The 14,407-nt window shown below is 32.6% G+C and carries 9 protein-coding genes; 7 read left to right on the plus strand and 2 right to left on the minus strand.

Annotation, left to right across the window (positions count from 1 at the left end):
• The first annotated feature begins 57 nt into the window (after positions 1 to 57).
• Positions 58 to 2,202, plus strand: a complete 2,145-nt coding sequence (locus AC6CH4_RS08135) for a S46 family peptidase (RefSeq protein WP_498101910.1) — start codon at positions 58 to 60, stop codon at positions 2,200 to 2,202.
• 123 nt (positions 2,203 to 2,325) lie between these two features.
• Here AC6CH4_RS08135 and AC6CH4_RS08140 read toward each other — a convergent pair whose 3' ends face one another.
• Positions 2,326 to 8,709, minus strand: a complete 6,384-nt coding sequence (locus AC6CH4_RS08140) for an alpha-2-macroglobulin family protein (RefSeq protein WP_498101912.1) — start codon at positions 8,707 to 8,709, stop codon at positions 2,326 to 2,328.
• A 130-nt stretch (positions 8,710 to 8,839) separates the two neighbouring features.
• Between AC6CH4_RS08140 and AC6CH4_RS08145 the strand changes: the two genes are divergently transcribed.
• Both AC6CH4_RS08145 and AC6CH4_RS08150 read left to right on the plus strand, forming a co-directional pair.
• Positions 8,840 to 9,526, plus strand: coding sequence for a tetratricopeptide repeat protein (locus AC6CH4_RS08145; RefSeq protein WP_498101914.1), 687 nt, complete (start codon positions 8,840 to 8,842; stop codon positions 9,524 to 9,526).
• 66 nt (positions 9,527 to 9,592) lie between these two features.
• Complete coding sequence (locus tag AC6CH4_RS08150; RefSeq protein ID WP_498101916.1) at positions 9,593 to 10,948, plus strand: UDP-N-acetylmuramate--L-alanine ligase; 1,356 nt, start codon at positions 9,593 to 9,595, stop codon at positions 10,946 to 10,948.
• 85 nt (positions 10,949 to 11,033) lie between these two features.
• Here AC6CH4_RS08150 and AC6CH4_RS08155 read toward each other — a convergent pair whose 3' ends face one another.
• Positions 11,034 to 11,660, minus strand: a complete 627-nt coding sequence (locus AC6CH4_RS08155) for a DUF1287 domain-containing protein (protein WP_498101918.1) — start codon at positions 11,658 to 11,660, stop codon at positions 11,034 to 11,036.
• A 101-nt stretch (positions 11,661 to 11,761) separates the two neighbouring features.
• Between AC6CH4_RS08155 and AC6CH4_RS08160 the strand changes: the two genes are divergently transcribed.
• From AC6CH4_RS08160 to AC6CH4_RS08175, 4 genes are read left to right on the plus strand one after another with little or no spacing between them, the layout of a single operon-like run.
• Positions 11,762 to 12,226: a GNAT family N-acetyltransferase gene (locus tag AC6CH4_RS08160; RefSeq protein WP_498101920.1), complete on the plus strand. Its 465-nt coding sequence runs from the start codon at positions 11,762 to 11,764 to the stop codon at positions 12,224 to 12,226.
• A gap of 4 nt (positions 12,227 to 12,230) precedes the next feature.
• Positions 12,231 to 12,920 (plus strand): RadC family protein, encoded by a 690-nt coding sequence (gene radC, locus AC6CH4_RS08165; RefSeq protein WP_498101922.1) that lies wholly within the window; start codon positions 12,231 to 12,233, stop codon positions 12,918 to 12,920.
• Between the two features lie 3 nt (positions 12,921 to 12,923).
• Positions 12,924 to 13,610 (plus strand): YjjG family noncanonical pyrimidine nucleotidase, encoded by a 687-nt coding sequence (locus AC6CH4_RS08170; RefSeq protein WP_498101924.1) that lies wholly within the window; start codon positions 12,924 to 12,926, stop codon positions 13,608 to 13,610.
• Positions 13,611 to 13,612: 2 nt separating this feature from the next.
• Entirely contained in the window at positions 13,613 to 14,395 is a 783-nt protein-coding gene (locus AC6CH4_RS08175) for a hypothetical protein (protein ID WP_498101926.1), read from the plus strand.
• The last annotated feature ends 12 nt before the right edge of the window (positions 14,396 to 14,407 follow it).

A 14,407-nucleotide genomic window follows, 5' to 3' on the forward strand; every position in this document is an offset into this window, starting at 1 on the left:
TATAAGATATAATAATTGCGAAAATGCGTTATATTCGCATGACTTAAACAAAATAATATGAAAAAAATAGTTTTATTCTTTACCATGTGCTTAATGGCTTTTCCTGCAAGAGCTGACGAAGGAATGTGGTTTTTGATGTTTATCGAAAGATTGAACCATAGAGATATGGAAAAAATGGGCTTGCAATTAACAGCCGAAGAAATTTACAGTATCAATCATCATAGTTTAAAAGATGCAATTGTACAGTTCAATGGAGGATGTACTGCCGAAATCGTTTCGAAAGACGGATTAGTTTTAACCAATCACCATTGTGGTTATAACGCAATTGCTGAACTTTCTACTGCAGAACAAAATTACCTGAAAGATGGTTTTTGGGCAAAAGAAAGAAGTGCCGAAATGAAACCAAAATCTTTATATGTTCGTTTTTTCGTTCGTATGGACGATGTTTCTAAAAGAATTTTGTCAAAAGTAAATGATGCAATGACAGAAACAGAAAGAAACAAAATCATTCAGCAGGAAATTGCTTTGATTGAAAAGGAAAATAACGAAGGTGGAAAATATACGGTTTCTGTTCGTCCTTTCTTTCAGGGAAATGAATATTACTATTTCGTATATCAGGATTACACAGACGTTCGTTTAGTTGGAACACCACCGGAAAGTGTCGGTAAATTTGGCGGAGATACTGATAACTGGGAATGGCCTCGTCAAACGGGAGATTTCTCAATGTTTAGAGTATATGCTGATAAAGCTGGAAACCCTGCAACATACTCAAAAGAGAATGTGCCTTTACAGCCAAAACACTATTTGCCTGTAAGCATCAAAGGAGTTAAAGAAAATGATTTCGCAATGATTTTGGGTTATCCAGGAAGAACCAACCGTTGGATGCCAGCGGGCGGAATCGAGCAAAACGTAAAATTTGCTTATCCTGCGTGGGTTGAAGGTGCAAAAACCGGAATGGACCAAATGAAAAAGTATATGGACAAAGATGCAACAGTTCGTTTGCAATATGCATCTAAATATGCTTCTACAGCCAATTACTGGAAAAACCGTCAGGGAATGATTGATGCTTTGACGAAAGCCGGAACTGCAGCTGCTAAATCTGAACAGGAAGATAAATTCTACGAATGGGCAGCTAAACCAGCTAACAAAGAAAAGTACGAAAATGTAATTCCGACGATTAACGATTATTACAAGGAAACGAATTTAAAAGCGCGTCACGATAATTATTTATCTCAGGTTTTACGTACGTCAAGTTATGCAACCGGACCAGCAAATTTAGGAAATGCATTAATTGCTTACTACAATGAAAACGATGCTAAAAAAGCAGAAATGTTACCTAAGATCAACGCTATGATCGATAACATTTATGGTGAATTTTATGCGCCGTTGGAAAAAGACGTGTTAACTGCGCAATTGAATTTATACGCTGCTAAAGCTGCAGAATATGGTTTGGCTCCACAAATTGCTAAAATGAAAACAGCAAATAATGGTGACTTCACTTCAGATGTAGCAAAAGCAACTGAAATAAGTTATTTTACTTCTAAAGAAAAAGTATTGGCATTTATGGCTAATCCAAAACCATTAGCAATTGTACATGATCCTTTGTATATTATTTCTAATGATTTGATGACAAAATACCGTGCTAAAACAGATGATCAGGCAAAAGCTGATGATGGTTTTGCAGTGGCGTACCGCAAATTAGTTGAAGGTTTGAGAGAATCTAAATTAAATGCAATAAAATATCCTGACGCAAACTCTACTTTGAGACTGACTTACGGAAAAGTTCGTGCATTGCCAACAGACCCACGTAACGATGCTACAATCAACAATTATACAACCATGGAAAGTATGGTTAAAAAGTATAAAGCCGGAGATCAGGAATTTGATTTACCAGCGCGTTTGTTAGAATTAAACAAAGCAAAAGATTATGGTCAATATGCAGATAAAGCAGGATACATGCCAGTAAACTTCTTGACAGATAATGACATTACAGGTGGAAATTCAGGTTCTCCGGTTCTTAACGGAAAGGGAGAATTAATCGGAATTGCTTTTGATGGAAACATCGAAGCTATGGCCGGAGATGTTATTTTTGATCCTAAATTACAAAGAACAATCAACGTAGATATTCGTTATGTACTTTGGATTATTGACAAATACGCAGGAGCAAAAAACATTATTGATGAAATGACGATTGTAAAATAATCTCAATTTATTTATAAAAGTAAACCTGATAGATTTTTAATCTATCGGGTTTTTTTATGGCAGAAAATCTAAAGGTATATTTTGGAATTTGGAATTTCTTTATGGGAATTTTATATAAAGTTGTTATTGAACCTTTACTCGAATCCCTTTAGTATGACTTGAAAATTCCGGTGCATACATACTTTCAATTGTTGTGATTCCGTTTGAGAATTCCCCGCTGTTGTTTACTCTAATATCATATTCTAAAACATAAGTTCCTTTGTTGATTCGGTCAAAAAAGAAATGTGTTGCAGCATCTTTTGTACTCATATAATAACCCAATCGATCTTTGTGTTGATATTCTGAAAGTACATTTACAGGTTCAAAACAAGAAGCTCTCATATCTTTTAAGTGAACATATTCGGTATCTTCTTTAGAAGTAATAATCAATCGAACGGTAACTAAATCTCCAGTTTTTAATGGATTTTTAGAGGTGATTCTTTCTAACTGATCCCCTTTCATAGAATTCTTTTTTAGATATAATTCTTTCGAAACAGATAAAACAGCTCCAGAATTCGTTTTGATTTTATCCAAATCTTCAAAATACTGCCAATAAACACCGCCAAAACCCGGAACTTTAGATTTGTTCTGAATCGAAATATTGGCCATTTCTTTTTTAACTTCATCAGCTTTCCAGTTCATTTTGATGTAACCGGTTTCGGCTTCTTTTTGGTTTTCAGATAACTTTTTGGTTAGGATTTTTTCATCTCCTATTTTAATGATTGTATTGTCTTTTACAGAAAGCCAATCGTTGCCTTGCATTAATAAAGCATAAATGGCTTCCGTGGTTGATTTTGTAGTAGGCCAGTTTTTGGTCTGTTTGTTTTTTAACAACCAGACTTTCATCGCATCAACCGATTTGGTATCGTGCGTCACTTCGGCGAAAGCCTCAATCAATAAAGCCTGAGTTTCAATTGGCGCCTGATACCAATACCAGCCAGATTTGTTCGCAATCCAGTACATTCCCCAATCTTCATTATTGGATGAAGTTTCTTTTAAACTTTCTATAATTTTCTTTGCCAATTCATTTTCTCCAAAACGATTTAAAGCTAATGCAGCTAATCCTTTTTCGTAAAGAGAATACGTTAACCAATCTTTTTTAGTTGTCTCTAAATACAATTTAGTTGCCTTTTTTAAAGTATCTGAGAGCGGATATCGGTCTAAATAGAAGCTTCTAGTATATAAATAATGCAAATCAGAATACGGATTGATCCATATTAGTTTATCAGTTGTTTTTAAGTTTTTAGTTTGACCTTTATAATATTCCAGGAATTTATTATCCAAAAATGGAATTCCCGTTTTGGCAATTGCATCAATTTTTGTGTTGGTATCTTCCGTTTTATTCAGTTTGGATAAATGACCGAATCCAGCCAGGATATGTCGGGTTATGTATTCGTTTTCGTCGCCTCCGTTAAACCACGCGAAACCTCCGGATGTTTTTTGCTTTTGTTTCAATTTTTCGAAAGTAGCTTCTCGCGAAGTTTTCATTTTCTCCAAATCAAATAAAAGGGCCAAATTCTTTTTCTTTTCGTCCTCACTTTGTGCGTCATTTAGCCAAGGTGTTTCTGCCAGAATAATCGATTTTAATTCTTCGTTTTCTTCTAATTTAGAATTCAGTTTTCCATTTTTTCTCCAATCTTCAAAAACAGTTGCAATCTTCGGATTACTCGAAATAATTTCTGAAGCCAAAGCATTGGCATAAAAACGAGCAAAAGTTTGTTCAGCGCATTCATGTTCGTATTCCATTAAATAAGGCAAAGACTGAATCGCAATCCAGGTGGGATTGGAAGTATACTCCAATGTAAATTGATGGTTTTTTAAAGTCGAAGAAGTATTGTTTTTTAGATTCTCAAACGTATACTCTTTCGTTGAATTCTCACGAACCCAAATCGGAATACTTTCTGTAACCAACATATTGTTTGTTAATACCGGAAGTATGTTTTCTTCCCCATCAGAGAAATTACCGGACTTTGCTAAAATTTTATATTGAACGCCTTGCAAACCTTCGGGAATTGAAATGGTCCAGGTTGCGGTTGTATTTCCGAAAGCGCCAACATTAAAATTTCGAATATTTTTTGTGTTCAGCATTTTTGCATCAATTGGCTGCATTGTTGTGGCATCAAAGAATTGTAAAATGGCGATTCCGGTTTTGGCTTTATCGGTAATATTTGAAATCTTAGCCGAGATAACAATGGTGTCTTTTTCTCTTAAGAAACGTGGGAAATTCGGTAATACCATCAATTCTTTTTGAGTTACAACGCTTTTTTCCAAATAACCTGAAACAGCATCTTTGTTGTGTGCCAATAAACGAAGTTTCCAGGCGGTTAAAGCTTCTGGAGAAGTAAAATTGAAGCTTACTTTTCCGGTGGCATCGGTTTTTAAATTAGGTAAAAAGAAAGCAGTTTCAGAAAGGTTTTTTCTCGCTTTTACCTGGGTTAAGGCTTCTAAGGATTTTTTGGTTGTAATGATTATTACACCGTTTGCTGCTCTGCTTCCATAAAGTGCTGTGGCTTTAACTCCAGTTAAAAATTCTATGTCTACAAGATCATCAGGATTTATCTTTTTGAAATTACTTTCAGAGGATATTTCTCCATCAATTATATATAGAGTTGATCCATCAACTACCATTGAGGTCATGCCGCTTATAATTTTCTTCCCAGGGATAAATTTTACTTTATTGGTTTGGAAATAGTATTCAGGATCATCTGTAGTTTCTGAAGCTTTGGCTACCACAGGTTTTACAAATCGAACACTGTCTGCTTTGGGTGCTGCTGCCGTATTATAAACTTGATTATCTTCCTCAACTACTGCAGCGGCAGTTCCAGCGCCAACGGGACTGTCAACAGTTAAAACAGCATCAGGATCTCCTTTAATAGTTTCACTTCCTAATTTTTTATCTTTAATTTCAGTTATTGTTAAACCAAGTGAATCTCCATATCGGCTATTGTAAAAGTCGAAACCAAACCAATTTAATTTTGTTTCTTCTTTATAGAATTTACCAATTGGCAGTTCTTCATTCAGGTCTTCCAATGTAGTATTTATTTTTTCAAAACCTAAACCAGATTTAAGATTGGAGGAGTTGTAACGATAATTATTTATATTTAAAATATTCCAATCTCTTTTTGTAAACTGATCTAAAGAACTGTCATACATAGAGGCTAACACTTCGGCCTCAATTTTTGCGTTGATTGATTTTAGTGTAAATGACCAATTTTCTTTACTTCCAGGTTCTATCTTACTTCTAAAACTTTCAACAATCAACTCTAGTTTAGATTCCGTTGTTTTTAAAGGAACATCTATTTCATCATTAAAAACTTCATTCTCAAAAATGCTTTGAAATCCCAAACGTACCGATTTTTCAAATTCTTTTTTTAGCGGAATTTTGACTGTTATTTCATTGTTTTGTAAATGATACGTATTTTCAAAATAGATTTGATTCCCATAGTTTCCGTTTGTAGTGATATAAAGATCTGGAATTACGGAAGAAAGTTTGACTTCGACAAAACCGTCTTTTTTAGGATCACTATTAATTTGTTCTGCAGTAAATAATTTACCTGGATCAAACTTGTCTTTACTCTGTTTGATTTCAAAAGTTGAAACAGATTCTATAGGGTTATTAAAAGTATCTTTTGCAGAAAAAACAATTTTATAATTTCCGGATTTATAATTTGAAATAAAATCTAAAGTGATTTTTTTATCTTTTTCAGTATCTATTTTCTTTGAAAATAATAAAGTTTCATTTGTTTTATTAGTTTTAATTTCTCGGATTTCATAAGGAAACAATCGTTCAAAATCAGGGTCAGAAATAGTTTCGATTTCTGGTTTTGGCCAAACTTGCTCTTTGAATTTATTCCTAAATGGAGCAACGAAATACAATTTAATTTCGCCTTTAGCAGCTAAAAATTCTCCGTTTAAGTTGGAACTTGTGAGGGTGATTTCATTCTTGTTTTTAGTTTCAATACGATTGGGAATACTTGCATTGATAATCAAATCATGATAACCTACTTTTATGATTGTTTCTGAGGTGTGGGTTTCTCCATTGATATCTGTAACATCAGCCGTTATTCTGTAATTAAAAACAGGCAATTGTTCTTTTATTGCATTTTTTGAAGGTTCGGCTAGAAATTCAATTGCAAATTTCCCTGAGGCATCTGTTTTGGTTTCGCCTGTTGCAATAGTTTCATTTTGTTCCTGTCCGTAATAATTTCTAAAATAACTTGTGAATCGATTAACGGTGTAAGTCACTTTTACGTCAGAAATATTGCTTCCTGCAAATGCTTTTGCTGTTCCTTTTACTTTAATCGACTGATTTACCTGAAAGCTTTCTTTTTTAGGATCAAAATCTACTTTAAATTTTGGGCGTTTGTATTCTTCAACTCTAAAATAAGTTTCATGAAATTCAAGTATTGCAGCTTTCCAGAATGATTCATTTGGTTTCTTTTTTATGTAAATATCTCCTTTTGTATAATCTTCAGGTTTTCCTGCAAAAATATAGAAAGTGCCAGTTACGCCATTTTTTGGCAAAACGAATTCTCCTGAAAATGAACCAAATTCATTTGAGGTAACTTCAAATTCTTTGAAATTTTGAGAATTAGCATCTTTAACTATTATTTTGAAAGAAGTATTGGCAACAATGCTTGTTTTATTTTCTTGCTTTTGAAATGCAATTCCTTTGTAATAAACAGTTTGTCCCGGACGATATATAGCCCGATCCAAATAAAATTCGACTTTAGCGTTTAAGGTTTTGTTTTCGTTGGCAGTATATGGCTGAGTATAGCGAATATAATTTCGGTTTGGTGAAATAGTGTCATTCTCTAAAGAAAACTCAATGTGATCATTATAAGAATGGTTTTTGCTTCCAACATAAGAGGCTAATCCGTTTGAATCTGTTTTAATTGTATAATTGGATGATTTTATGGATACATTTTCAAGAGGTTTACCTGTTTTTCGATCAAGAATTTGAAAGTTTTCTCTATTGTCGCCTTGAGATGCCAGAATACTTAAGTTAGAAACTGTCATAGTTTCATATGCAAAAGCTTTTTTGTCTTTTAATCCCGAATCGCTTTCAAAATAAACTAAATAACTTCCTGTTTCTAACTGTGGCAGCAAAACCTCTGTTGTATATTCAAAATGATCATTTTTATTTTGAAGCTGATAATCTTTAGTGGCAATTTTACTCCGGGTTTTTACAACTATGGCAGTTAAACTATCTTGTTTATAGATTAATTCTGAGTCTGAAAATTTTCTGAGTGTTTTTTGATATATTTTGTAAAATGATATTTTTAAGTTATCTATATTTTTATAATTGATAAAAGCTCTGGTGTTTTCTTTATTATAACTGTATTTTTGAAGGCGAACACCTACTGATTTAGAAACAACGTTTTGTTTTTTCTGTAAAGCGCTTTGAGCTGCATTGGTTTTATCGTTGATCTTGATAATTTGGTCATATATTTTTACAGCCTCAATTTTATAATCGGGATGTAATTCCTTTGAAGCTTGAGTAAGAAGAAGTTCAGCTTTTTTTAGCAGAATTTTTTGAGTTAGAATTGTTTCATTGGTCTGTTGTTGAAGTTCATTTAAGTACTTCATTAAATCATCATTAGGTTCTGGTATAAAATCACTGCAAAATATAATTCGGTTAAATTGATTTTCTAAAGAAGGATTACTTATCTCTAACTTTTGATATAGAGAAATAACTTTTCTAAGATTTTCATCTTTTATAAAACTTAAGTCAAGTTTCAAAAATGCTTCTGAACTTCCTAAAAGTTCTTTTTTATGTACCGTTATTTCACTATTTTGAATTTGCCATCTCTGTATTTTTTGGGTAAAAAACTCGATATTTTCTTTTAGCAGATAATCATATAAGTTTTCGTTTTGTAGTTTTATTATACTTAAAAATTCGAATATAGATTGATAGTTTGTTAAAGGCGTTGCTTTTAGAATTGCTTCATTTTCTAATGTTTTTTCGAAAACGGCAATGACTTCCTCTTCATGAGTAATTTCACTTGGTGGATTAATTTTAAAATCCTCAGACGAAGGAACTTCGACACTATCCGACGCCATATACGCAGCTTCGTCCACAACTGCGGCTGCACTATCTACAACCATAACAGCGTAATCATAATCATAATTAGAATAATTATTCAGACATTTTGCATAAACTAAATTCAAAATTGCTTTTGATGGAATTGAAACCCGATTGATATCAGTTTTTAAATTGGTTAAGATTTTTTTCTTTGCATTTTCATCAACAACCTGAAGATATTTTGATTGATAAAAAAAGCATTTTATCATTAGCACTTCGTCTTTTCTATTTACTGCTTTCTTGTAAATTTGGTCAACAATCTTGCTAGCCGATTTTATTTTACCGTCATTTTCATAGGATGCAACTTTAGCCCATTTCTTGTCCGTTTGTTGTGCAAATAAGGCTGTGGTGAACAATAAGAAAACAAATAAGATATTTTTCATAAGTCAGTTTTGGTATATAGAGTATTGTTTTTTAGTAAAGGTTGGGAAAGTGTTTAAATAATTTTCGTACAAATTACTAATTTATCTCTAAAACCAAATAATGCATTTTATATTTCGCTATTTTTGAAATATGAAAAAGCTCCTGTTTCTTTTTTTATTCACACCAATTTTAATTTGGTCACAATCGAATTTTGAGAAAGGCGAAAAATTATTTCACGCTAAAAAATATGACGAGGCACAAGTTATTTTTGAAGGAGTTTTAAAAGCCAAGCCTTCAGATATAAAAACACTCGAATATTTAGGAGACATTGCCGCGCATCAAAAAGCCTGGGTAAAAGGAGCAGAATATTACAAAAAACTGAAAGAGCTAAAACATACAGAAGCAGATTATTTTTATAAATATGGAGGTTGTCTGGCAATGCGAGCCATGGAAGTGAACAAATTAAAAGCTTTCGGAATGGTAGACGACATGAAACAGGCATTCGAAAAAGCAATAATTCTAAATCCAAAACACATTCCCGCAAGATGGGCTTTGATTGAGATCTACTTACAATTGCCGGGAATTTTGGGTGGAAGTGAATCGAAGGCAATTGGATATTCTAATGAATTAATGCAAATTTCTCCAGTTGATGGATATATGTCAAAAGGAAGAATTGACGAATACTTTAAAAGATATGCATCAGCGGAAAAAAATTATATAAAAGCAAATGAAATTGGTAAATCAAAAGTCACTTTTCAAAAATTATATAATTTATATTTGAACAAATTAAAAGATGCTAAAAAAGCACAGGAATTGAAACGAAAATTTGAAGCATAATTGAAAACTTCAAAATTAAATTCCATCTAAATTTGGAATTTGGAACTTAAAAAATTGGAATTTTAAATGAAAACACATTTCATCGCTATAGGCGGAAGTGCCATGCACAACTTAGCATTGGCATTGCATAACAAAGGATATAAGGTTACAGGAAGTGACGACGCTATTTTTGAACCTTCAAAATCAAGATTAGAAAAAAAAGGAATTTTACCGGCTGAATTGGGTTGGTTTCCTGAAAAAATTACTGCTGATATTGAAGCTGTAATTCTTGGAATGCACGCTAAAGCGGATAATCCGGAATTATTAAAAGCACAAGAATTAGGATTGAAAATTTATTCGTATCCGGAATTTTTGTATGAGCAGTCTAAAAATAAAACACGTGTTGTAATTGGAGGATCACACGGAAAAACAACAATTACTTCGATGATTTTGCACGTAATGCATTATCATAATATTGAAGTTGATTATATGGTAGGAGCACAGTTAGAAGGTTTTGATACCATGGTACATCTTACAGAAGAAAATGATTTCATGGTTTTGGAAGGTGATGAATACTTATCTTCTCCGATCGACAGACGACCAAAATTTCATTTGTATCAGCCTAACATTGCTTTAATTTCAGGAATTGCATGGGATCATATTAATGTGTTCCCAACGTATGAAAATTATGTAGAGCAATTTGAAATTTTCATTCAAAAAATTACGAATGGCGGAATTCTAGTTTATAACGAAAATGATCCTGAAGTTAAACGTGTTGCCGAAGCAGCAACAAATCCGATTCGTAAATTATCTTATCATACTCCCGAATATACAGTAAGTGATGGTGTGACCTTATTAAAAACTCCCGAAGGCGATATGCCAATCGAAGTTTTTGGAGCGCATAACTTAAATAATTTAGCTGGAGCTAAATGGATCTGCCAAAATATGGGCGTTGACGAAGCCGATTTTTATGAAGCAATTGCAAGTTTTAAAGGAGCTTCAAAACGATTAGAAAAAATTGCAGAAGGAAAAGGGAAAGTAGCTTATAAAGACTTTGCGCATTCGCCAAGTAAAGTTGCAGCCACAACAAAAGCAGTAAAAGAACAATATCCAAATAGGACTTTAGTAGCCTGTTTAGAGTTGCATACGTATAGCAGTTTAAATGCCGAATTTTTAAAGGAATATGAAGGTGCGTTAGAATATGCAGATGTTGCTGTAGTTTTCTATTCTCCGGATGCTGTAAAAATTAAACAATTGGAAGAAGTAACGTACGAACAAATCGCTAATTCTTTCAATAGAGAAGATCTGATTATTTACACGAATCCAAATGAATTCAAAGAATATTTATTTAATTTAGACCTTGAAAATTCTGCACTTTTATTGATGAGTTCAGGAAATTATGGAGGTTTGAATTTTGATGAAGTTAAAGGCTTGATTAATTAGATAATGTGTCAATTAGAAAATTAGATAATGTGCCGATTGCGTTTATGCAGTCGGCATTTTTTTTAAAATTATCTAATTATCTAATTTAATTTGTATAACTATAATGTCCGACGATTTTATATTCGAATAAACAATCTTCAAGAACTTGTCCGCCTCCAACATTATGTACGATCAAATTTCGTTGTCCGTCTTTTGATTTTTTATTGGTAATAATTCCGATGTGAGGCAATTTATTATTAATCATCCAGGTTACCATTTCGCCAGTTTTATAATCTTTTGCATTTTGTGTTACGGGCAGTTTGGTTCCTTTTCTTTCAAAAAACACTTCTAAATTCGGAACTCTTCTGTGGTCAATATTAGTATCAGTTTTCGTCATGCCCCATTTTTCTAAATTCGGATATTGAGAGAAGTTGGAAATCATATCTTCATGAACTTCTTTCTGTAAATCAATACCTAATTTTCGATAAGAACGAATGATCACATCGGTACAAACCCCTTTATTTTTTGGAATATCACCATTTGGATATTTAATTGAAAAATAAGCAGGATCATAATCTATTGATGGATCAATAATTGAAATCGCCGCATCTGATAATTTTTCTTCAAAGGTTTTTGAGATTTGACTGGCTGAAAACGTAGCAATTCCCTTTCTGCCTTTTTCCTGGCAAGAATAGGATAATAGCACAAGCAATAGAAGAGAAATATATTTCATCTTTTTTCTTTAAATTTAGAATATATTTTTCAATAAGAATTGATTTTTTTTTGAATGATTTTTCTTGTTTTTTGTGTAGTTTAGCCAGATAGATATTTTATATGAATGCAAAATTAGAAGTTGTAAAAACAACTAACAGAAATCCCGACTTTTTACTTTTAATAGAAACTTTTGATGCATATTTATGGGATCGTTATCCAGAATTAAAACAAGAGTATTGGAGTAATAACATAATTGAAGTTTTTAATGATAATGTTTTCCTTGTTTATCTGGACGGGAAAGCCTCTGCATGCGGCTGTTTCAAAAAATATGACAAATGGGCTGTGGAGTTAAAACGTATGTTTGTCTCTCCAGAAGCAAGAGGCTTTGGATTGGCGCAGTTGGTTATTAAAGAATTAGAAACCGAAGCAAGAAAGCAAGGTTTTAAAACGATGATTTTAGAAACATTATACAAACAAAACGAAGCAATTAATCTTTATCAAAAAGTTGGTTTTGAAATTGTAGAAAACTACGAACCTTATATAGGTTTTACAAATAGTGTCTGTATGCGTAAATCTATTATTTAGAATTATGGAAACTACTCATTTTCCCATTACGAACTGGTCTGAAGACGATCGTCCACGTGAAAAATTAATGCTCAAAGGCAAAAGTGCTTTAAGCGATGCAGAATTGATCGCAATCTTGATTGGCTCAGGAAGCCGAAACGAATCTGCTGTAGATTTAAGTAAAAGAATTTTAGCCAGCGCAGATAATTTAAATGTTTTAGGAAAAATGTCCATTTCGCAGTTAATGAATTTTAAAGGAATAGGGGAGGCCAAGGCAATTACTATTATTTCGGCTTTAGAACTTGGCCGCCGCCGAAGAGCAGAAGAGGCTGTTGAACTGATTAAAATTACATCGAGTAAATTAGTATTCGAGATCATGCAGCCTATAATTGGTGAATTAGCTCATGAGGAATTTTGGGTACTTTTTCTGAATAATTCTAACAAAGTAATTTCTAAATCACAACTAAGCAAAGGTGGGATTGTCGGAACGATTGTCGATGTTAGGCTGGTTTTTAAATTGGCTCTTGAAAACGGAGCTACTAGCTTGATTTTGTGTCATAATCATCCTTCAGGAAATTTACAGCCAAGTGAAGCTGATCGAAAAATTACTAAAAAAATCAAACAGGCAGGTGATAGTTTAGATGTTAAAGTTTTGGACCATTTGATTATTACTGAAACAAAATATTATAGTTTTGTAGATGAAGGAATTTTTTAGATTATGAATACCACAATTACAGACGTTTTTTTCGATTTAGATCATACACTTTGGGATTTTGATAAAAATTCAGAAATGGCTTTTGATCGAATTTTTAAAAGTAAATTTCCAGAAATTAGAATCGAAGATTTTATTGAGAAATATGCTCCGATCAATCAAGCTTGCTGGAAGCTATATCAAAATGATCAGATAACACACATAGAACTTCGCTACAACAGATTAAAGTTTTCTTTTGATGCTTTAAATGTTGAAATCTCAGATGAAAATATCAATGAAATTGCAAATGATTATATCGAATATTTAACGGATAACAATCATCTTTTTGATGGCGCAATCGAAGTATTAGAATATCTAAAACCAAAGTATAAACTCCACATTATTACCAACGGTTTTGCGAATGTTCAGGAAAGAAAGATTAATAATGCTTTGCTTGCAGGTTATTTCAATACAATAACAAATTCAGAATTGGCGGGTGTAAAAAAGCCAAATAGTATTATCTTTGATTATGCTGTTAATTCGGCTAAGGCTTCAAAAGAAAATAGTATTATGATTGGAGACTGTCTTGATGCTGATGTTAATGGAGCACTGAATGCAGGTTTGGATGCTATTTTTTTTAATGAAAAGAAAATAGAAGCTCCGGATAATATTAAACAAATAAACCATTTATTAGAACTTAAAAAATATTTGTAGAGATGAAAATTAAATTATTATTAGTTACACTTTTTTGCTCGGTTATAGGATTTGCACAATCTATTAATGATTATAAAGCTGTTATTGTGCCTTTGAAGTACGATTTTCTAAAATCTGAAAATCAATATAGAATGGCTACAGTCACTAAATCTAATTTAAATAAAGCTGGCTTTCAAGCCTTTTATGCAAATGAAGATATCCCTGCTGAATTTAGCGATCGTTGTCAGCTTTTGTATATTGATGTAAAAAAAGATAATGCTTTTTTGGTAACGAAACTTTTTATAGAGTTTAAAGATTGTTATGGAAAAGTGGTTTATACTTCTGAAGTCGGAAAAAGCAAAGAAAAAGATTATGAAGCTGCATACAGAGAAAGCCTTAATATGGCATTTATATCTGTAACGGCTTTACATTACAAATACAGCGGTAAAACTGTTTCACCAACTGGTAACAGAGTTGGAACCGGAGCTATGAACCCGGCAGCAGTAGCAGTTATGACTCCGGCAACAACAGCATCAGTAGTAACACCTACAGCAACAGTTGCTACTCCGGTTGCAGATGTTTCTGATCCAAATTTGTTATATGCTCAGCCAACAGAAAATGGATATCAATTGATTGACAAAACACCAAAAGTGGTAATGAAATTGCTAAAAACATCTCGTCCAGATTCATTTATAGCTATAAAAGATGGGGTACAGGGTACATTGAATGCAAAAGACAATCAATGGTTTTTTGAATATTATCAAAATGATAAATTAGTATCTGAAAAAGTTGTAGTTAAATTCTAAAACATAAAATAA

Source organism: Flavobacterium sp. GQ95 (assembly GCF_059758655.1).

Bases quoted from the DNA above. Each gene is read 5' to 3' on its own strand.
- AC6CH4_RS08135 (WP_498101910.1), top strand. From the start codon at position 58: ATGAAAAAAATAGTTTTATTCTTTACCATGTGCTTAATGGCTTTTCCT.
- AC6CH4_RS08140 (WP_498101912.1), bottom strand. From the start codon at position 8,709: ATGAAAAATATCTTATTTGTTTTCTTATTGTTCACCACAGCCTTATTT.
- AC6CH4_RS08145 (WP_498101914.1), top strand. From the start codon at position 8,840: ATGAAAAAGCTCCTGTTTCTTTTTTTATTCACACCAATTTTAATTTGG.
- AC6CH4_RS08150 (WP_498101916.1), top strand. From the start codon at position 9,593: ATGAAAACACATTTCATCGCTATAGGCGGAAGTGCCATGCACAACTTA.
- AC6CH4_RS08155 (WP_498101918.1), bottom strand. From the start codon at position 11,660: ATGAAATATATTTCTCTTCTATTGCTTGTGCTATTATCCTATTCTTGC.
- AC6CH4_RS08160 (WP_498101920.1), top strand. From the start codon at position 11,762: ATGAATGCAAAATTAGAAGTTGTAAAAACAACTAACAGAAATCCCGAC.
- radC (WP_498101922.1), top strand. From the start codon at position 12,231: ATGGAAACTACTCATTTTCCCATTACGAACTGGTCTGAAGACGATCGT.
- AC6CH4_RS08170 (WP_498101924.1), top strand. From the start codon at position 12,924: ATGAATACCACAATTACAGACGTTTTTTTCGATTTAGATCATACACTT.
- AC6CH4_RS08175 (WP_498101926.1), top strand. From the start codon at position 13,613: ATGAAAATTAAATTATTATTAGTTACACTTTTTTGCTCGGTTATAGGA.